Annotated in this window: 18 protein-coding genes; 6 read left to right on the top strand and 12 right to left on the bottom strand. The window is 56.2% G+C overall.

Going from position 1 to position 18,870, the window contains the following annotated elements; all coding sequences use genetic code 11:
- Positions 1-6: 6 nt before the first annotated feature.
- The gene (locus ABUK73_RS12530; RefSeq protein ID WP_111839308.1) at positions 7-972 is read right to left on the bottom strand and encodes an ABC transporter permease; all 966 of its coding nucleotides are present in this window, start codon (positions 970-972) and stop codon (positions 7-9) included.
- Between the two features lie 69 nt (positions 973-1,041).
- Entirely contained in the window at positions 1,042-2,598 is a 1,557-nt protein-coding gene (locus ABUK73_RS12525) for an ABC transporter substrate-binding protein (RefSeq protein WP_454892364.1), read from the bottom strand.
- Between the two features lie 239 nt (positions 2,599-2,837).
- On the opposite strand from ABUK73_RS12525, the gene ABUK73_RS12520 reads away from it, so the two are divergent.
- Genes ABUK73_RS12520 through ABUK73_RS12510 form a run of 3 tightly spaced genes read left to right on the top strand, consistent with a single transcriptional unit; the run spans position 2,838 to position 6,381 of the window.
- Positions 2,838-3,527: a GntR family transcriptional regulator gene (locus ABUK73_RS12520; RefSeq protein WP_353577564.1), complete on the top strand. Its 690-nt coding sequence runs from the start codon at positions 2,838-2,840 to the stop codon at positions 3,525-3,527.
- Positions 3,528-3,535: 8 nt separating this feature from the next.
- Positions 3,536-5,101, top strand: coding sequence for a gamma-glutamyltransferase family protein (locus ABUK73_RS12515; RefSeq protein ID WP_353577563.1), 1,566 nt, complete (start codon positions 3,536-3,538; stop codon positions 5,099-5,101).
- An 8-nt stretch (positions 5,102-5,109) separates the two neighbouring features.
- Entirely contained in the window at positions 5,110-6,381 is a 1,272-nt protein-coding gene (locus tag ABUK73_RS12510) for an amidohydrolase family protein (RefSeq protein ID WP_353577562.1), read from the top strand.
- A gap of 231 nt (positions 6,382-6,612) precedes the next feature.
- On the opposite strand, the gene ABUK73_RS12505 is transcribed toward ABUK73_RS12510, so the two are convergent.
- From ABUK73_RS12505 to ABUK73_RS12465, 8 genes are all read right to left on the bottom strand, one after another.
- Positions 6,613-7,119, bottom strand: coding sequence for a 2'-5' RNA ligase family protein (locus ABUK73_RS12505; RefSeq protein ID WP_353577561.1), 507 nt, complete (start codon positions 7,117-7,119; stop codon positions 6,613-6,615).
- Positions 7,120-7,304: 185 nt separating this feature from the next.
- Positions 7,305-8,036: a hypothetical protein gene (locus ABUK73_RS12500; protein ID WP_353577560.1), complete on the bottom strand. Its 732-nt coding sequence runs from the start codon at positions 8,034-8,036 to the stop codon at positions 7,305-7,307.
- Positions 8,036-8,818 (bottom strand): zinc-dependent alcohol dehydrogenase, encoded by a 783-nt coding sequence (locus ABUK73_RS12495; RefSeq protein ID WP_454892363.1) that lies wholly within the window; start codon positions 8,816-8,818, stop codon positions 8,036-8,038. The genes ABUK73_RS12500 and ABUK73_RS12495 overlap by 1 nt, the downstream gene beginning before the upstream one ends.
- Positions 8,819-9,189: 371 nt before the next feature.
- Entirely contained in the window at positions 9,190-9,978 is a 789-nt protein-coding gene (locus tag ABUK73_RS12485; RefSeq protein ID WP_353577558.1) for an ABC transporter ATP-binding protein, read from the bottom strand.
- Positions 9,979-9,980: 2 nt separating this feature from the next.
- Positions 9,981-10,829: an ABC transporter ATP-binding protein gene (locus ABUK73_RS12480; RefSeq protein WP_353577557.1), complete on the bottom strand. Its 849-nt coding sequence runs from the start codon at positions 10,827-10,829 to the stop codon at positions 9,981-9,983.
- Positions 10,822-11,736: an ABC transporter permease gene (locus ABUK73_RS12475; RefSeq protein WP_353577556.1), complete on the bottom strand. Its 915-nt coding sequence runs from the start codon at positions 11,734-11,736 to the stop codon at positions 10,822-10,824. The genes ABUK73_RS12480 and ABUK73_RS12475 overlap by 8 nt, the downstream gene beginning before the upstream one ends.
- Positions 11,736-12,797, bottom strand: a complete 1,062-nt coding sequence (locus ABUK73_RS12470) for an ABC transporter permease (protein WP_353577555.1) — start codon at positions 12,795-12,797, stop codon at positions 11,736-11,738. Before ABUK73_RS12470 ends, ABUK73_RS12475 begins: the two co-directional genes overlap by 1 nt.
- 24 nt (positions 12,798-12,821) lie before the next feature.
- Positions 12,822-14,411: an ABC transporter substrate-binding protein gene (locus ABUK73_RS12465; RefSeq protein WP_353577554.1), complete on the bottom strand. Its 1,590-nt coding sequence runs from the start codon at positions 14,409-14,411 to the stop codon at positions 12,822-12,824.
- A gap of 117 nt (positions 14,412-14,528) precedes the next feature.
- Here ABUK73_RS12465 and ABUK73_RS12460 point away from each other — a divergent pair, with 117 nt between their 5' ends.
- From ABUK73_RS12460 to ABUK73_RS12450, 3 genes are read left to right on the top strand one after another with little or no spacing between them, the layout of a single operon-like run.
- Positions 14,529-15,239 carry a GntR family transcriptional regulator gene (locus ABUK73_RS12460; protein ID WP_353577553.1) on the top strand — a complete coding sequence of 237 codons (711 nt, stop codon included), beginning with the start codon at positions 14,529-14,531 and terminating at the stop codon, positions 15,237-15,239.
- 1 nt (position 15,240) lies between these two features.
- Positions 15,241-16,161: a dihydrodipicolinate synthase family protein gene (locus tag ABUK73_RS12455; RefSeq protein WP_353577552.1), complete on the top strand. Its 921-nt coding sequence runs from the start codon at positions 15,241-15,243 to the stop codon at positions 16,159-16,161.
- 12 nt (positions 16,162-16,173) lie between these two features.
- On the top strand, positions 16,174-17,313 hold the full coding sequence (locus ABUK73_RS12450; RefSeq protein ID WP_113089597.1) for a mandelate racemase/muconate lactonizing enzyme family protein: 1,140 nt from the start codon (positions 16,174-16,176) through the stop codon (positions 17,311-17,313).
- Between the two features lie 478 nt (positions 17,314-17,791).
- Here the strand turns inward: ABUK73_RS12450 and ABUK73_RS12445 are convergent, their stop codons facing one another.
- Positions 17,792-18,226 carry a VOC family protein gene (locus tag ABUK73_RS12445; RefSeq protein WP_353577551.1) on the bottom strand — a complete coding sequence of 145 codons (435 nt, stop codon included), beginning with the start codon at positions 18,224-18,226 and terminating at the stop codon, positions 17,792-17,794.
- 205 nt (positions 18,227-18,431) lie between these two features.
- On the bottom strand, positions 18,432-18,821 hold the full coding sequence (locus ABUK73_RS12440; protein ID WP_353577550.1) for a RidA family protein: 390 nt from the start codon (positions 18,819-18,821) through the stop codon (positions 18,432-18,434).
- Positions 18,822-18,870: the final 49 nt, after the last annotated feature.

Raw genomic sequence — 18,870 nt, 5'->3', positions numbered from 1 at the left:
CTCCTGTCACGCGGCGCGCAGACGCGGGTCTATGACCGCATAGGCGATGTCGACGAAGGTGTTCAGCGTTACGAAGATGAAGGATACGATACACAGATAGGCCGCCATGACGGGGATATCGACGAAGGTGACGGCCTGCATGAACAGCATGCCCATGCCTGGCCACTGGAAAACCGTTTCTGTGACGAGGGCAAAGGCAATCAGGTTGCCCACCTGCATGGCAGTCAAGGTGACGACCGGCATCAGACAGTTCTTCAGTGCATGGCGAAACCACAGGGCGCGGCGCTTGACGCCACGTGCACGGGCAAACTTGATGAAATCCGCCCGCAACGTTTCCAGCATTTCTGCCCGCACCAGCCGCATGACAAGAGTAATCTGGAAAAGCGACAAAGACAGGGACGGCAGAATGACAGCGGCGCGGCCTGAAGGCGTCAGCAGCCCCGTGGACCACCAGCCGATGCGCACCACATCGCCTCGCCCATAACCCGGCAACCAGCCGAGCGTAACGGAAAATATCAGGATCAGGAGAATGCCTACGAGAAAACTCGGCAGGGATACGCCAATGATCGAGCTGAACTGAAGGCTTTCCGCCCACCACTTCCCCCGACCGATGGCCGTGAAAACACCCAGCGGTATACCGATGGCGAGCGACAGAATGGTAGCGATGATGACCAGTTCGAAGGTTGCGGGGAAACGTTCAGCAATAAGACCAAGTACGGACTGCTGATTGCGCCAGGACAGGCCGAATTCCCCCTGCGCGGCATTGGCGACAAAGCGAACATATTGCACGAGGAAGCCGTCGTTCAAGCCGAGGCGTCCGCGCAACTCGTCGCGATCAACCTGGGTCGCGCTTTCGTTGACCATCATCTCGACGGGATCTCCCAGAAAACGGAAGATGAGAAAGGCAAAAAAAGCAACTGTCAGCATCACGAGAACGGCATTGCCGATCCGCTTGATGAGGAAAGCGAGCATCGTGAAGTGTCCTTGATCTGGCCGACGTGAAGGAGCGGTCCCCCGCCAAAATCCTGGCGGGGGCGCGGATTACATCTTCACCAGCCACAAACGCGGCAGGTTATCCGAAAAGAGCGGAAAATCAGCAATCTTGGCGCTTGTGGCCCAGGCGAGTGGCTGCTGATGGAGCGGGATCATCAGCGCGTGGTCCTTGGCGATCTTCAGCGATTGTGCTTCCAGTGCAAGGCGCTTGGTCATATCGAGCTCAACCGCCGATGCTTCTGTCACCTTGTCGAATTCCTTGTCAGACCAGCCACCCCAGTTAAAAATCCCGAACGAACCTTCCTTGGTGTGGAGAACCTGCGATGTCAGACTGTAGGCATCCAGCATGGGCAGAGTGGCCCAGCCGAGCGTATAGACATCGACCTTGCCCGCAGACCGTTTCGGTGTCTGGACCGCGCGCGGACCTTGATCCAGTTTTGGCTTGAGGCCGACGCGGGACCACATGGATGCGACTGCCTGACACATCTGCTCTTCATTGACCAAAGTATCTGCGCAGTTGAATTCGAATTCAAAACCTTCAGCACCAGCCTCTTTGAGAAGTGCCTTTGCCTTCTCTGGATCGGCTTTGACCGGTTCGTCCAGTGCCGCATCATATCCCGGGATCTGCGGTGCTACGAGTGCGCCGGCATTGCGGGAATTGCCGCGCATCACGCGCTTCTGGATCAAATCCAGATCGATTGCGAGCTGCATGGCCTGACGAACGCGCAGATCCTTCATCGGGTTGGGTGCACCCGACAGCAGTTGGTCGCGCTGGCTGAAGCCGATCATGACGGTGCGAAGATCGGTCCCTTCGAGAAGCTTGACCTGCCCGGAGGCGGCTTCAAGCCGCGGCAAGTCCTGCACCGGTGCCTGATCCGTAAAGTCGATATCGCCGGACAAAAGTGCGGCGACGCGCGTGGCGCTGGAGGCAATCGGCGTGAGCTCGATGCGGTCGATATTGTGCTGGGGCTTGTCCCACCAGCCGTCATATTTCACGAAGACGGTTTTTGCATCCGGCTGGCGACTTTCCACCTTGAAGGGGCCGGTGCCGTTTTCATTGTAGGTCGCGTAACCCTCGGTACCAGAGCCGACATCTGTCGGGGCTTCGGCATTGTTGTCCTTTAGCCAACCCGCATCGAAAATGTATATCGTCGTCAGATCGTTCAGCAACAGCGGGTAGTTGGCGGAGACGTCGATTTCGATGGTGTGGGCGTCGATGACGCGTGAACCCTTATAGGCCGGAATGTTGCCGCGCAGCGGTGATTTCGGGTTGGTGGCGCGCAGAAGCGACGCCTGCACATCGTCTGCTGTGAAATCGGCTCCGTTGTGGAATTTCACGCCCTCGCGCAGTTTGAAACGCCATGTGGTGGGCGAAACGATTTCATACGAAACCGCAAGGGCAGGCTCGAGCTTCAAGTTGCGGTCATATCGCATCAATCCTTCATAGGAATGATTGAGGACACCGAGCGCAAAACTGTCACCGTAGGAGTAAGGGTCGAGCGAGCTGATGTCTCGAGACGCTCCCCATTTCAATGTCGTCGCTGATGCTGGCATTGCCAGCGCCAGAAACGCTGCACTTGCCATCATGATTCTGGATAATTGCATTTATTAGATCCCCTCGGATTGCATTCAATGTTGTCGGCACTCTCTCGCTAACTGGAGTAACCGCTGTTGAAACCCGTTGCTGCAAACGGCTTTTAAGCTCATTTTTGCAGTCTATAGCCAAGGATAATGGAGTTTGAATGCGAAATCAATAAAAAATTGCATGCAATTTAAAGGAATGGATTTTGTGCAATAATTGTGCGATACACGGTCAAAATTGCACCAGATAACGAGCGTGTGTTATGTCTACAAATCTCAGCAGAAGTGACGCGATTTACGCCTCGCTTCGTCGTGCGATCCTCGAGCAAGCGTTGAAACCCGGAACGAAATTGCCGGAGGACTCCATAGGCGATACATTCGGCGTAAGCCGAACCAGCGCCCGAAATGCTTTGTTACGGCTAGCCTCCGATGGTCTGGTTGAGATCAAGCCCAATCGTGGCGCGGCCGTTGCCATGCCGACGCTGGAAGAAGCGGAAGAAGTTTTTGCGTTGAGGCGCTGCCTGGAGCGCGAGGTCATCGGCCGTTTGTGCAAGCGTATGCCCAGAGACGGGATCGATGCCCTGATCAGTCACGTACGCGAGGAAGAGCGGGCGCTGCAGGCATCGTCCCCCCGTTCGATCCGGCTAGCTGGCGAGTTCCACATTCTTCTTGCCGAACTGACGGGCTCCAAACTGCTGATCGATTTCATCAGCCAGATTGTCTCGCGCTCATCGCTTATTCTGGCACGCTTCGGGCGTCCGCATTCTGCCGAATGCGGAATCGATGAGCATGTCCAGTTGATCGAGGCACTTAAAAATCTCGATGCTGAAACGGCAACTCGCATCATGGATCATCACCTGCATGCCGTCGAAGACAGGGCCAAGGTGGACGAGAAGGACGATGGTCCTGATATCACCGAGATTCTCAGCCGCTATATTTCGGTATCCGATTAGGAGAGTGCATGCGTCAATCGGAAAACACGGCGGCCCGCTCGAATAAGGGCATGATCACGACGCCCCATCACACGGCGAGTGAAGCTGGTTCTAAAGTCTTGCGGCGTGGCGGTACGGCAATAGAGGCGGTGATTGCCGCCGGTGCAGCGCTCACCGTTCTTTACCCGCATTTCTGCGGGCTGGGCGGAGACGCGATATGGATCGTTGCAGACCACACAGGTCGGCGAAAGACAATCATGGGGATCGGTCAGGCAGCTGAAAATCTGCCGGTGCTGGATGCCATCCCGCAGCGTGGCCCCCTCTCGGCTCTAACAACGGCAGCGCTGGTCGATAGCTGGGGCGAAGCCCTGCGATATTCCTCCGAGAACTGGCGGGGGACAGAGAGCTTAGGGGCTCTGCTGGCGGACGCGATTGAACTTGCCGCGGACGGCTTTCCTGTCAGCGAGTCCCAAAAGCACTGGTATGATTATCGTGCGAACGAAGTCGTAAATTGGCCCGGTTTCGACGCCCACTTCGTCACCGAAGGCATTCAGCGTCAACCGCAACTGGCCTCGGCACTCGAGCGGATCGCTCTCAACGGCCACCGCGAATTTTATGAGGGCGAGCTTGGCCACCGCATCGTAGCTGGCCTCGAATATGCTGGCAGCCCAATCCGTCTGGGCGACATGCAAAAGACCGCAGCACGGATTGTTGATCCTGTCTCTCTGGTCTATCGCGGCATTGAACTCCTGGCACCGCCGCCGCCATCGCAAGGCGTGACGACAATCGGGATCATGGGTGTTCTGTCGAACTTCGACATGGCAAACGTGGACCCGTCATCAGCAGAATTCTACCATCTCTGCGTGGAGGCGGTGAAGCAGGCCTTTCGTGATCGTGGTGCTATCGCGGACCCGGATTTCGTAACGCAGGAATGTGGGAGTTTGTTGAGCGAAATCGTCCTGTCACGCAAGGCGGCAGAAATTGATCGGAACGTTGCCCGCCCTTGGCCAGCCGTCCATCAAACCGGCGACACGGTTTATCTTGCCGCGGTCGATCACGAAGGTCGTTGCACCAGCGTTTTGCACAGCACCTATTATGACTGGGGAAGCGGTGTGTTGCTTGGTGACACCGGCATTCTCTGGCAAAATCGCGGTGCCGCCTTTAGTGCCGATCCAGCAAGCCCCAATGTTCTGGCTCCGGGAAAGAGGCCATTTTATACGCTCAACCCCGGCCTCGGCTTGCGAGACGGCAAACCGCATCTTCTTTATGGGACACAAGGGGCCGATGGGCAGCCACAGACCCTAACACTGTTGTTGAGCCGTCTGATCGACCACTGCTTCGATCCGCTCTCGGCGCTTGCTGCCCCCCGTTTCCTACTCGGTCGAACTTTCTCCGATACACGCGATAACCTCAAGATAGAGGCATCGGTTGGAGACGGGGTTATCGCGAAACTACATGGAATGGGCCATGAAACGATTGCCATTCCCGCGCTTAGCGCTTTGGCCGGGCAGGCGGGCGTGATCCGAGTGAACGGTGATGGCTGGATCGACGGCGCACATGATCCTCGCAGCGATGGCTGCGCCATCGGTATTTGAGGGTAGAAATGCACGCCGATCTTGTCATTCGAAATGCACAGCTGACAGATCAGCCCCGGCCGGTAGATATCGCGGTCAAGGATGGTCGCATCGCTGCGATCGGCGCGAACATCCGCTGCGATGCGATTATCGAGGAGGATGTGGAGGGCAATGTCGCGTTTCCCGGCTTTGTCGATAGCCATGTCCATCTCGACAAGGCTTGCATATTGGATCGCTGTACCATCTGCGCGGGTACGCTCGAAGAAGCCGTGCATGAAACGGCAAGAGCCAAGGCCGGATTCTCTGAAGAAGACGTTTTTGAGCGAGCGTCTGTCATCGTCCGGCAAGCCATCGTCCACGGCACCACGCGCATGCGCACCTTTGTGGAGATCGATCCCCGAGCTGGCATGCGCTCTTTTGAAGCGATCAAGCGCGTGCGCGAGCGGTTTTCCTTTGCCATAGACATCCAGATCTGTGCCTTCGTACAGGAGGGGCTGACGCAGGAGCCTGAAACGGAAGCCATGCTGGATGAGGCGCTTCGCACCGGAGCGGACCTCATAGGTGGTTGCCCCTACACCGATCCCCGACCGGAGGAGCACATCAGGCGTATATTCGCGCTGGCACGAAAGCATGACGTCGACGTGGACTTCCATCTGGATTTCAACCTCGACCCGAAAAAGACAGACCTGCCAGCGGTCATGGAGGCTACGCTTGCAAACGCGTATTATGGCAGAGTGACGATTGGTCATGTCACCAACCTCTCCGCGCTTGCTCCGGCAGCACGTTCAGCTATTGCACGTAAGGTCGCCGATGCCGGGATCGCCGTGGTGACGTTGCCTGCCACGGATTTGTTTCTGACGGGACGCGATCACCAATTCAACATTCCTCGAGGCATAACACCCGCACATCTCCTGCTTAAAGAGGGAGTGCAGGCTGCGATCGCGACCAACAACATTCTCAATCCCTTCACCCCATTTGGAGATGCCTCGCTGGTGCGAATGGCCAGTCTCTATGCCAACGTCATGCAGCTCTCCCGCGATGAGGATATGGAGTCGGTTTTCCATATGGTCGGCGCGCACGCAGCGAAGATCATGCGCGCGCCTTACGGGTTCGCTGTCGGTGAATTGGCCGACATCGTCATTCTTGATGCCTTGGACCACCGCAACGCCATAAGATCAGGCGCGCAGACCTTGGCAGGCTGGAAATCGGGAGTGAAAACGTTCGTCCGCTCAAGACCGCAATTATTTGAACATCTGGCGGTAAACACGATCGATGGCACCGACTTCGTGCCAGACGACTAGGCATTCAGACCCAGTGCCTCTGTGAGCTACGGTCAATGCTTGAGAGGCTTGTCGCGTCAGCGAGGATTGATCGCCCGGCAGGTAGTTTCCATTTTGGAGCCGGCCCGGCAAAACGGCCCTGCGCCACAATGTTCTTGGCCGCAACAGCAGCCGCACTGGCGATCCCCACCTGTGAGCGTTGAGGGGTATAATCCAAGCCCTGCATACCCTCAGGTGACTTCAGTTGGAGCGCTAAAAGGACACATGTGTTTTCTGCTTCCATGGCCCACCAAGATATTCCCACAAATCGAGTCCGGTGATCCGAATTGGGTGCGGCTTAAACTCTTGGCTCAGGTTACGGTAGAGGTCGTCGGCCTTGATTTTTGTAGATTTGTTCAACACCGTTATGTGCGGTTGCCAATTCTGTTTATCCTGGGGGCCAAGCCACGCGACAAACTCTCTTTTTAAAGCTGCCCGAACGTCTTGCAGCTTCAAGCTTTCGATCGAATAGGCAACGCCTGCTCCAAGATGCCTGACACCGCTCACCTCCGCAATGATAGTATCCGTCTCATGCGCAATGCGGAGGAGCCTGTCGACAATCGGTGCTTCATACTCGCCGGGTAGCCGATGAAACATAGTCAGATGAGCGCGAAGAAAATTTCGATCTGGTGGGAAATGTGCTTGCCGAAGACGATCAAAGGGCTCGAGATCACTGTCCTCGATACGACCTGTCAGAATAAGTGGGTGAGCTGTCTTCAATCGAACGCCCTTGATTCCGTTTTTTAGTTTCGGTAGCCATCATAAGCTATTGAAATAGAATAATATATTTCAAAAAGTTGTGAAAAGATCTACCTTCCTTGTTTATTATAAGAGAAAAAAGTGTACGTGTTGACAGCCTGTGTTGATACATGACGCACTGGATCACTCCTCCACGAACCGACGGGTTACAGGTCAGTGAAATCTGGCTGGCGTCTCGAATATCCGGTTGTAGCGATTTGCGATCGATCTGTTGGAAACTCGTGGCCGCGATAGCTGACTAACATCTTGAAAAGGTCGTTGCGCAGAGTTTTTCGTGGGCCGAACTCAGCGTGGATATGCTCGGCTATTTTTTTGTTTACCCCCGTAAGTGATCCAACGGATTCGCCTTCTGCAATGACCACTAGATTGACGGTGTTGGGGTCCGTCGTTTCCTCCTGACTAAAAACTTCATACATCTGGTTTGGTTCGGCGAGAGCTACTTTAAAGCCAACAAGGTGGCCCTCCGTGATTAACTGTTGCAACCCGGCTTCAAGGGCCTGTATCGATGATTGCGTGTTGGCTCGATCTACGGAGTAGGCCTGAACAATTGCGGCCCCGCCAATCCCGTTACCACCACTCGCCGCGATCTCTCCCGGAATTCTGAGGACCCTTGAGAAATGCTGACGCATCTTGAGCGACCAGGGCGTGGGGTTGCGGACGAGATCGAGATAAGCGGGATGCTCGATCACCCCGAGATTTTCAAGTTCGTAGAGTGTGAAATAGGTTTCGCTTTGGCTGGCCGACACGTAACGACGGGCGGCCTGCATGCCCGGTACGGTCAAACGTTCGGGTACATGTTCGAACGTGTGCCACGATGCGTATTCTTCGGCGAGGTTTGACGGATAATCGTTCCAGAGTGCGAGTATGGCTGCGGCCATCAAACCTCTCCCATTCGTAAAATGACTTTGGAGGCGACATGGTCATGGGCAGCCTGAAAACCGGCCAGAGCATCGTTGAGCGGCAGGGTGTGCGAAATCAGTTGCCGCATCAAATCCTGATGGCCATCAAGAAAGGCGATGACGCCATCCCAGTCGGCTGCGTGGGCTCTATAGGAGCCGCGTATTTGCTGGTGCATGCGCACAAGCGTTGTGAGATTGATTTCAGCGGGTCTGGGATGAATGCCGACGACGGTGAAAATTCCGCGCTTTTTCAGGAATGGCAGGGTAGCGGCGACGAGCGTTGGCACACCCGCCGCCTCGATAATCGCATCGAACGGCGCAAATTCGGAAAGCGCGGTTTCCATGTCTCTGTCGTTTGTATCGATCAGATGCTCAAAACCGGCAGCGGCTAAGTTCTCAAGACGTGGCCCATCATCACGTCCCATGACGACAACCTTAGCGCCGCGCGAGCGCGCCAGAATTGCGATACCTTGACCGATGAAGCCCGGCCCGACTACGAGTATTGTCTGACCTGCCGTAACCTCAGTCGTCGCGACAGCCTCCGCGCATACTGTCATCGGCTCTGCCAGTGCCGCGATATCCATGTCGAGACTGTCCGGCAGCGTGTGGCAATTGCCGTAGGGAACGCAGACATAGGATGTGAATGCACCGTTTCTGCCGATACCGACGCCCTTGCGCGACGTGCAATTATCCTCGTCGCCTTGGCGGACGATACTCAGACCAAGAGACGGTTGAACTTGCCAACAAACTTTGGTGGTCATGGCCGGAACGGCAAGTCGTGCCGCAGAAAGTTCTTGAGCGCGTCGATACGCATGTCAGGATGATGACACCGATCCTTGGCACCTGTGCGGATTGAAGCCGTCCGACCGAACGGTGACGAGACTCTCTATCCCAGCCTGTGCGCCAGTTCTCCTGGCGTATCTTCACCCTTAACCAAAGCGTTTCTTCAACGATTTGGATTGAAGGCACCTCCTGCACGGCATGGTGCTAGGCGACACTCTCAAGTGAGACTCGACGTTCTATCGCGGGATTTTTCCGATAAGCAAGGCGGCTAAAGGCGAGTAGCCCAATGTAGGCCTGATTGTTCAAAACGTCTCTCTGTTGGGGGGGATAGAAAGTTTGTCGAGAAGATCTATGCGGGCAATGCCACCCTTTCACGGTTCCCCCTCTCGCTCACATAGCCGCGGCTGCCATCCATTAAGGTGCGCGTATAGGGATGCTCTACGGTGTTCTGGAGCAGTTGCTGCCTCGTGGCAATCTCAACGAAACCGCCGCTCTGCATGATCGCGACCCGATCACACAGATGTGCGACCACCGCGAGATCGTGACTGACAAGGATATAAGTCAGTTTCTCACGCTCACGTAAATCTTTAAGCAGATTGAGGATTTCTGCCTGAATGGACACGTCAAGGGCAGAGGTCGGCTCATCGAGCAGGAGGATTTTTGGCTCAAGAATAAGAGCGCGAGCAATCGCCACGCGCTGTCGCTGGCCGCCGGAAAGCTGGTGCGGATAGCGATATCGAAAGTTTAAGGGCAGGCCGACATCTGTCAGCACTTTTTCGATGCGTTCCTGTCGGCTGTCCTTGCTATGGATTTCCAAGGGTTCCAGCAGGGTACGACCAATCGTGTGTCGCGGATGGATGGAGCCAAAAGGATCTTGAAACACCAGTTGCTGCTTGGCGAGCTGTGAGCGGGTGCGCTTTTGGGCGATCTTTTCACCGTCGATCTCGATCGATCCTGCCCATTGTCTGTTTCGACCGGCAAGAGCGCCCAGAATGGTGGACTTGCCGCAGCCGCTCTCGCCGACAAGGCCGAAGGTCTCACCTTTTTCGACTTCGAAGGAGACGTCCTTAACGACCTTGAGCGCAGTTTCGCCATTACCGTAGGAGACGGCAAGATTTTTGGTTTTGATCATGGACATTCTCAGTTCTCCAGCCATGCCGGGTCGCGACGAAGGACTTCAAGCCTGTCCCTGGGGTGGTCGAGACTCGGGAGCGCATTCAGCAGACCGCGCGTATAGGGATGTTGGGCCTGATCGAGGTTGGCCGCCGCAATCGTTTCGACAACACGACCAGCATACATGATAATGACGCGGTCGCAGAAGCTGCGCACGAGGTTAAGGTCGTGGCTGATGAAGATCAGGCCAATGTTGCGTTCAACCACGAGGTCATCGAGGATAGACAGGACTTGCTGACGCACCGTCACATCGAGCGCCGAAGTCGGCTCGTCGGCGATGATCAGCGATGGCTGGGCAATGAGCATCATCGAGATCATGATGCGTTGACCCATTCCACCGGAGACCTCATGAGGATAGAGGCCGAATACACGTTCCGGGTCGCGGATGTTGACACGCTCCAGCATGGCGAGGGTGCGGCTGCGCGCCTCCTGCGGTGTGGCGTTTTCGTGCAGAATTACCGTCTCCGAGATTTGTTCGCCAACCGTCATCACCGGGTTTAGCGAATACTTCGGATCCTGCAGGATCATCGCGATGCGGCGTCCACGAATAGAGCGCATCTCCGCTTCGCTTGCAGTCAGCAGATCGACATCCTCGAACCGCATGCGGTTGGCTTTCACGATCGCCTGCGGCGGCTGAAGGCGCATGATGGCTCGGCCTGTCGTGCTCTTGCCGGAGCCGGATTCGCCAATGATGCCGATCTTTTCCCGACCGACGGTAAAGGAGACATCTCTCACTGCCGTGGTGACGCCGGAGAGTGTCGGGAACTGGACGGACATGTGTTCGACCGTCAAAATTGTGTCTGATGAGTTAGCCATTGCGGGGATCCATGATGTCGCGAAGCCCGTCACCGAGCAGATTGAAAGCAAGGCTGACTGTCAGGATAGCAATGCCTGGGACAGTCGTCAGCCACCAGGCATCGAGAAGATACTGGCGACCGGAAGCAGCCATCGCTCCCCACTCCGCCATCGGTGGTTGAGCGCCGAGACCAAGAAATCCGAGGCCTGCGGCGGTAAGGATAATGCTGGACATGTTGAGCGTAAGGCGAACTATGATCGATGGCGCGCAGAGCGGAACGATGTGGCGCAGCAAGATCCTTCCCACACTGGCGCCTTGAAGTTCGGCGGCAACGACGAAATCGGCTTGGCGGAAAGTCAGGGTTTCGGCACGTGCAAGGCGGGCAATCGGCGGCCAGACGGTGAGTGCGATGGCGATTACGGCGTTTTCGATGCCGGGGCCGAGTGCCGCCGAAAAGGCCAGTGCGAGAACAAGGCTTGGAAAGGAGAGGAAGATGTCGGTTATGCGCATTAGAACGATATCCACCCAGCCGCCGAGATACCCCGCCGTCGCGCCAATCACGAAGCCTATCGGGGCGACGATGACCGTCACCAGAATTGTGATGTAGAGAGTGGTCCGTGCACCAAAAACTAGTCGCGAGAAGACATCGCGTCCGAACTCATCGGTGCCGAACCAGTGCGAAGCAGACGGAGCGTTCAGCGCCATTGCGAAGTCTTGCACAAAGGGATCGTGAATAGCGATGACCGGTGCGAGCGCTGCGACGACGACGAGCAGAACGACGATTGCGAACCCAGCCAGAGCGAGCGGATTTGCGACGAGGCTCAGCCAGCCAAGATAGGCACTGTGCATGCGTGCCTGCCTCGAAGACGTGAAGTCTTCGCTGATGAGCCAGTTATGCAGGTTTGATAAAGTACCGGACTTGGCCATTAGCGGGTCCTCGGATCGATGAAGCGGTAGACGATGTCGGAGAGCAGGTTGATGGCAATCGAGATGGTGCCGATCAGCAGCACGCTGCCGAGCACGGCGTTCATATCGGCGAAGAAGAGCGCCGATGTGAGGTAGGACCCGAGTCCCGGCCACGCGAAAACGGTTTCGATCAGCACGGTGCCGTCAAGTAGGCCGCAATAGGCAAGCGCGATGATTGTCAACAGCTGGACGCGGATATTGCGAAAGGCGTGTCGCCAGACAATGGGTCTTTGCCCAAGGCCCTTGGCCCGCGCCGTCAATATATATTCCTGACGAAGCTGCTCGAGCATGAAGCTGCGCGTCATGCGACTGATATAGGCCATAGAAGCGTAACCAAGGATGATTGCTGGTGCGATGATGTGGTGGAGCGCGCTCCAGAATACGTTCCAGTGACCGCCCAGCACGGCATCGATCAGAATGAAGTTGGTGCGTACGTGTACTATGCCTTCGTCGTAAAGATAAATTCGACCACCCGGCGGAATTGCTCCCAGATATGCGTAGAAGACGAGGATGACGATGGTGCCCAACCAGAAGATCGGGGTGGAATAACCCAAGAGGCCGACGACGCGGGCGAGATGATCGACCCAAGTACCTTTGCGTACCGCCGCGATGACGCCCAGTGGGATGCCAAGACCGGCACCGAAGATTATCGCCAGCGTCGCCAGTTCGATGGTCGCCGGGAATACCCGTGCCAAATCCTTCGACACGTCCTGCTTGGTAATGATAGACTGGCCAAAATCTAGTTGCACAACATCACTTAAATAGTGACCGAACTGCACATAGATGGGTCGGTCCAGACCCATCTCTTTGTAGACACGGTCATAGGTCGCCTGATCCGCCTGGTCGCCGATGACAGCGATTACGGGATCAGCCGGAACCATCCGTCCGACTGTGAAGGTGATCATCATCAGGCCGAGGAGTGTCGTCAGGATGACGGTAAAAGATGTCGCGATCTTGCCTGCAGCCCTTGGGAACCGGGATTTCCGGATCGGCTGGGCATCGGAGGTCTGGGTAATGCTCATACCACTGTCCTTGAAGTTGTGTCGTCACTCGCCCTTGGTCACGGTGTCCCACCGGGTGAGCCATGTCGGGTGCCCGACGTAGCCTTTCACCTCGTTGCGCACAGCTTTCGGGTCGGTGCGTTGGAATGATGTGACGAGCGCAGGCGAGGATCGTAGGTAGGCCTCGTTAATCCGCGTATATAGCTCTTCGCGCTTGACTTGGTCGGTCTCGTGGGCCGCCGCCTTGACCATGTCCTGAATTTCCTTGGGCACGTCCCAGGCCGAGCGCCACGCGACCAGCCCCGTCAGTTTGGCTTCGTCGGAGTTGTTGGCGTTTGTTGCATAGGATTGAAGGACTGAATGTGGATCAGGCAGGCGCTCGCCCGTTCGTGACGAGAACAGTTGAAACTGGCGCGAACGAAACTTTCCGATCTGGTCGCCGATTTGCAGATCGAGCTTGACGCCTGCCTTGGCGGCACTGTTTTGCAGTGAAATGCCGACTTCGGATTCCGGTGTGCCGGGCTGGGCGAAATAGACCTTCGAAAACCCGTCCGGATACCCAGCTTCGGCAAGCAACTGCTTCGCCTTAACGATGTCCAGCTTGTAGGGCATCTCCGTTGATGCACCCGGAAGGCCTGCGGGAATGATGGTTTGCTGTTTGATGCCGTAATATTTCATCACCGAACCGGCGAGACCGTCATAGTCGATGAGGTAGCGAAACGCCTCGCGCACTTTCGGGTTTGAAAGAATCTCGTCCTTTTGATTCAAGGCAAGGTAATAGAAGCCGAAGCCGGGGACCTTCTGCACCGTAACTTTGCCATCACGTTCCAGACCGGCAAGATCCGTCGATGAGAGGCGGGTCGCAACGTCGACATCCCCTGCATCGATCTGCAGACGTTGCGCAGACGATTCCGGTACGTGGCCGAGATACACCCGCTTCATGGCAGGCACGCCCTTCCAGTAATCCTCGAACGCGTCAGCGATCAGGAGCTGGTTGGAACGCCAGGTGATGAGGGCGTAGGGTCCAGAGCCAGCATCCGCAGTCTGGAGATAGTTTCGCGCCCAGTCCCCATTCTTCTCCTTGCTGGCAAGGAGTTTGCTATCAACTATCGACGTGGAAAAGCTGGCCAGCGAGTAAAGGATGAGGTTGGAGTTCCAGACTTCAGGTGTTTCGAGAACAAGTGTCCGGTCATCTGTGGCCCGGATGAGTTGATCTACATTCTTGGCAGAAAAGCCCCACTGACGCAGGTCAGTTGACGGCGCCAGACCGAGCTTGACCAGTCTATGTAACGACCATTCCACATCCCGTGCCGTGACCGGATTGCCGGAATGGAAACGCGCGCCGTCACGAATCTTGAACGTGAAGGTCTTTCCATCGTCGGAAATCGTCCAACTTTCGGCCAGCGATGGCTGGGGATCCGTTATGTTGTCCGCAGGCAGCGCAATCAGACGGTCGTACAGGTTTGCGACAACCTCGGCAGCTTCCAGCTGATTTATCTCGTGCGGGTCTAGCCCGCGCATACTGGTCATCGAGATGGCGATGACCAACTCGTTTTTAGGAGTCGCTGCGTGAACGGGATTAAATGCCGCAGCGGCGATTGCGCATGTCAAAGCTGCGCGTGTGAGCGTCTTCATTTCAGCCTCCCAAGGCTCCTCAACCTCACCAAATCGAAATTTCGATATCGACATGGATTTCAAATCTGATATATCAAGTTTCACACAATTCGATCCTCGTCAACGGATTTTCGGAAAATGGCAACTGCAAACCTGTCTCCAGTAAGTACGGCCGACTTTGAAAAGATCGATGCAAGCTTCCAAGTCACGGTGCGCGATCATGTCCACCGCGCAATGCGCAGTGCGATCATTTCCGGGCGGTTCGCAACCGGACAAAAGATCAATGAGCGAAACCTTGCGGAGCAGTTCGGCGTCAGTACGACGCCGATCAAAGAGGCACTGCGCCAGCTGGAAACGGAAGGTCTTGTCGAAGCACTTCCCCGCAGAGGTGTAATCGTGAAGTTCAGCAGTTCCTGGGCGGAAGAGATGATTCTGGCGCGTGCTGCGTTGGAATCGATGATCGCGCATCTCGCTGCTAAGCGCGTAGACAAAAAGGGCAGGGCGGAGATTCAAGCGATAGCCAACCGCATGAGAGAGGCAACGGCATCAGGAGACGCCGATGGCTTGATCACTCTCAACGAAAGCTTTCATGATCACATTCATCGGGCTTCGCAATGCGGTTATCTTGCCAAACTGATCGAGCGCCAGCAATTTTACGATGCCAGCATTCGCCGGGTCATCCATTTGGATCCGACTGAACGAAAGAAGGCGCTCGATGAGCATATAGCGATTGCAGAAGCAATTTCAGCTGCTGACGCCGACAGGGCAGAGCGCACCATGCGTGACCATGTCGTCCGTTCGGGTGACACATATCTCAGCATCATTTTTAAGAAAGAGGGAGAAATCTGACGTGAGTGACAAACTCCAGACCGTGAGAAACGCGCTAACCGGAATTTCTGGTGTGCCAGTGACACCCTATCAGCAGGACGGCTCGGTCGACACTGCTAAACTAACAGGTCTCATCAAGGCACTCGCGAACGCCAAGGTGCATAATCTGATGGCGGCAGGGAATACTGGTGAGTTCTTCACCCTCACAATCGATGAAGTGCGTAAAGTCCACGCCGTCACAATCGAGGCCGTCGCTGGAAAATCCCTGGTCAGCGCAGCTGTCGGGCGGTCGCTGACGGAAGCGAAAGCGCTTGCAAAAGACGCGATTGCCGCGGGTGCCGACGCGATCATGGGCCACCACCCGATGGATCCTTTCGCAGGGCCGTCCTATCAAGCTGGCTATTTCCTTGAGCTTGCCGATTTCTCAACGGTACCTGTTATCGCTTATGTGCGCAGCGACAGCTTTTCAGTCGCCGATTTCCGGAGACTGGCCCTTCATCCCAACATTGCAGGCATCAAATTTGCCTCGGCCAACCTCATGCTTCTGTCGGACGTCATTCGTTCCACGCTCGATGCGCCGGCGGTCTGGGTCTGCGGTCTGGCTGAGGGCTGGGCGCCAGCTTTCTACGCCATGGGTGCGCGTGGCTTTACCTCCGGTCTCGTAAACGTCTTCCCGGAGCGCTCTCACGCCATTCACCGTGCTTTAGAAAATGGCGATTACGCAGGTGCACGCGCGCTCATCGACCCGATTGCCGGATTTGAGGCACTGCGCACCAAGTACAACAACGGTGCCAACGTGACGGTCGTCAAGGAGGCTCTCGGCATGCTTGGCAACAATGTCGGCCCCGTGCGCGTGCCAGGTGTCGTGTCGCTGAATGACGAGGAACGTGAGGCGCTTCGCGCCATCGTTGATCGCGTCAAGGCTGAAGCCCTCGCGGCCTGATCGGAGAAAAACGTGCATATTACCGGAATCAAGACCTACATGCAGCGCGTGGACGATCGCCCGCGCCTGCTTCTCAAGATAGAAACCAGCGAAGGCATTTCGGGTTGGGGCGAGTGCTACAATCACGGTCCCGACTGGGCGCTGCCTCCTTTGCTCGACTACCTTTTCCACCAGATCGAAGGCGAGGATCCGCGGCGCGTTGAATTCCTCGTCCTGAAGCTTAACCAGCAATGCCGCTTTCCTCCCGGAGCGCTCGGTCTTGCCGCGATTTCCGCAATCGATCACGCTTTGTGGGATATCGCTGGCAAGGCTGCAGGGCTTCCTGTCTACATGCTGCTCGGCGGTAGCGTCCGTGACCGGGTTCGCATCTATTGCGGTGTCTATACCGCGCCTGACCCTGAGCAGGTGCTTGAGCAGACGCTCCAGCTGAATGAGGATTACGGCTACACGGCATTCAAACTCAGCCCCTACCGCCGCGATCTTCATTCCGGCCGCTGGGGCGAGCTGGTGAAGGAGACCGGAGACTGGTTCGGGCGCATTCGCGAGATCACGCCTTCCCATTTCGAATTTGCTTTCGATGCGCATGCCAAGATTTTCGAGCCCTACAAGGCTGTGCAGCTTGCTGCCGCCATTGCGCCGAACGATCCCCTTTTCTACGAAGAGCCGATCCGCCCGGAGCATATCCCGGCATGGAAGGAATTGAAGTCCAAGGTAAAAGTACCGCTGGCCACCGGCGAGTCGCTTTATAACCGCTTCGAATTCCTCAATCTCCTATCCAATCATGGTGCGGACATCATCCAGCCTGATATTTGCGTGGTCGGGGGCGTCTCGGAAATGCGGCGTATCGCGACCATCGCGGAAGCGCACTATGTCACCGTAGCCCCGCATAATCCGATGGGACCGCTGGCCACCGCCGTCAACGTCCATTTCTGCGCAGCACAGCCGAATTTTCAGGTGCTCGAGTTCAAGCCGCACGTGCATGCGCCGTGGGCGCTTGATCCCTACATCCCACGGGATGGGCATATGGAGCTCCGCCCTGATCGTCCGGGCTGGGGCATCGAGATTGACGAAAAGGTGCTTCAGAAGGACGACTATGTCCACTGGGAGCGGAAGGTCACGCGCAAGCCGGATGGGGCAACTGCCTATCCATAATGAGCAACAACAACGGTTTATTGACCTTCAGTTCACCAACGTCATAACTACGCTGCGTCAAAGGTCTAGGCCTAGCTTGCTCTTGCTAACACAAAAACCAGAAGGGAGGAGCGGTCTTAATGTCCCTCCTCAACTCCCTGAAATTTCAATCATCTTGCATAGCTGTCAAGCGCATACGCCGGTTCGATTCTTATCAAGGCGTGTATGATGCCTTCTCCCGAGATCATTAATCTGATCGCCAATGAGGAACACTGAGAAAAACAAGTCCGCCAGCCAGATGCCGACGACCCTTAATAGTCGCTTTGAACGCAAGGACGCTATTCATGGTATCCTTCGCCAGGATCGATCTTCTCGGGAAAGACCCAGTAGGCGTAGGGGTAACAGCAACGGAACGTAAAGCCTACACAAGGTTCAGCTTTCCCCGGACCTAAGGGGCCTTACACGATGCGGGAATGTTGAACAGGCGGCTGCATCAGCTCTATGGATGATACCATCCGGGCCGGAGATATACGCGACCATTGTTCCGCATCGGGGGCCGGCTGGTATTGGCTGCGGCACCCTTCACTGCCCACCCCGCCCTCTCGACCCGCGCGATCGCCATGAGGATATCTGTAACCGGGAAGGCGATATGAGCGGCGCCGATCGCACCAGCGCTAAGAGGTGTCCGGCCCAACCTAAGGTCTGTCGAATACTCGAGAAGCTCGATAGGGTAGCCATTTGGAGCAGTCGCCAGCGCCATTCGGCAGCGCGGATCGTCAACCCCCGTGGCCTCCCGTAAGAACTCTCCACTCATCTCTCCTTGGCGAGCAAGGTCAAAACCCATCGCCTCAGTCCAGAACTGGATCGCCTTCTCCAACGAGGCGACCGAGAGTCCCGTATGGTCCACAGCTATCACGCCTGCGTCTTCGGCCATTTTTTAATCCTCACATATCGAGCAGTTACGTCGCGCTACAGTAAGCCGTTCGCATAACAAGTCACAGCACTTGCAACCCTTTAGTCCTTTTGTGGCGCGGATCTCGGGTTCGATGCTTTTCAAGAGCTTGGGACCCCGTTCCATGCGGTAACGCTCTCCGACCGAGAGTGCATTGGCCACTCACCGATCGGTGTGAACCTAACCGCTATCGCTTCACCGCGACGCATTTCACCTCCGCAAGCAGGCCAGGATGCGCGAGTTCAGATACGCCGATGCGCGTCCATGCGTAGGTTCCTTTTGGAAAGACCTCGTTCTTTGCCATCCGGAAAATATCCATGTGCTTCGACATCTCCACATGATAGCTAGTCATCTCCACGACGTCGTCGAAGGTGCAGTCCGCGGCCTCAAGGACGATGCGGAGGTTATCCCACATGGCCCTGAATTGTTCTCGCGGGTGCTCAATCACCTGCAAGTCCATCGTGCGGCCGACTTGCCCGACGACGTAGATCGTATCGCCAACCTTAACCGCCGGGGCATATCCTGCACGGGCGACGATTTCGCGCATTTCGTCGGGAATGATGACTTCTCGATCCATTGGCCTAAACTTTCCTTCAGAATATTTGCGGCTTAAGTAGCCAAGGGCG

Origin of the sequence: Agrobacterium vacciniicorymbosi, assembly GCF_040427045.1 — a bacterium.
Classification (GTDB): domain Bacteria; phylum Pseudomonadota; class Alphaproteobacteria; order Rhizobiales; family Rhizobiaceae; genus Agrobacterium.
This window is presented reverse-complemented; position numbering and strand designations above follow the sequence as displayed.

What these genes read in the sequence shown, in the direction of transcription:
- ABUK73_RS12530 (WP_111839308.1), bottom strand. Translation starts at nt 972, where the DNA reads ATGCTCGCTTTCCTCATCAAGCGGATCGGCAATGCCGTTCTCGTGATG.
- ABUK73_RS12525 (WP_454892364.1), bottom strand. Translation starts at nt 2,598, where the DNA reads ATGCAATTATCCAGAATCATGATGGCAAGTGCAGCGTTTCTGGCGCTG.
- ABUK73_RS12520 (WP_353577564.1), top strand. Translation starts at nt 2,838, where the DNA reads ATGTCTACAAATCTCAGCAGAAGTGACGCGATTTACGCCTCGCTTCGT.
- ABUK73_RS12515 (WP_353577563.1), top strand. Translation starts at nt 3,536, where the DNA reads ATGCGTCAATCGGAAAACACGGCGGCCCGCTCGAATAAGGGCATGATC.
- ABUK73_RS12510 (WP_353577562.1), top strand. Translation starts at nt 5,110, where the DNA reads ATGCACGCCGATCTTGTCATTCGAAATGCACAGCTGACAGATCAGCCC.
- ABUK73_RS12500 (WP_353577560.1), bottom strand. Translation starts at nt 8,036, where the DNA reads ATGGCCGCAGCCATACTCGCACTCTGGAACGATTATCCGTCAAACCTC.
- ABUK73_RS12495 (WP_454892363.1), bottom strand. Translation starts at nt 8,818, where the DNA reads ATGACCACCAAAGTTTGTTGGCAAGTTCAACCGTCTCTTGGTCTGAGT.
- ABUK73_RS12485 (WP_353577558.1), bottom strand. Translation starts at nt 9,978, where the DNA reads ATGTCCATGATCAAAACCAAAAATCTTGCCGTCTCCTACGGTAATGGC.
- ABUK73_RS12480 (WP_353577557.1), bottom strand. Translation starts at nt 10,829, where the DNA reads ATGGCTAACTCATCAGACACAATTTTGACGGTCGAACACATGTCCGTC.
- ABUK73_RS12475 (WP_353577556.1), bottom strand. Translation starts at nt 11,736, where the DNA reads ATGGCCAAGTCCGGTACTTTATCAAACCTGCATAACTGGCTCATCAGC.
- ABUK73_RS12470 (WP_353577555.1), bottom strand. Translation starts at nt 12,797, where the DNA reads ATGAGCATTACCCAGACCTCCGATGCCCAGCCGATCCGGAAATCCCGG.
- ABUK73_RS12465 (WP_353577554.1), bottom strand. Translation starts at nt 14,411, where the DNA reads ATGAAGACGCTCACACGCGCAGCTTTGACATGCGCAATCGCCGCTGCG.
- ABUK73_RS12460 (WP_353577553.1), top strand. Translation starts at nt 14,529, where the DNA reads ATGGCAACTGCAAACCTGTCTCCAGTAAGTACGGCCGACTTTGAAAAG.
- ABUK73_RS12445 (WP_353577551.1), bottom strand. Translation starts at nt 18,226, where the DNA reads ATGGCCGAAGACGCAGGCGTGATAGCTGTGGACCATACGGGACTCTCG.
- ABUK73_RS12440 (WP_353577550.1), bottom strand. Translation starts at nt 18,821, where the DNA reads ATGGATCGAGAAGTCATCATTCCCGACGAAATGCGCGAAATCGTCGCC.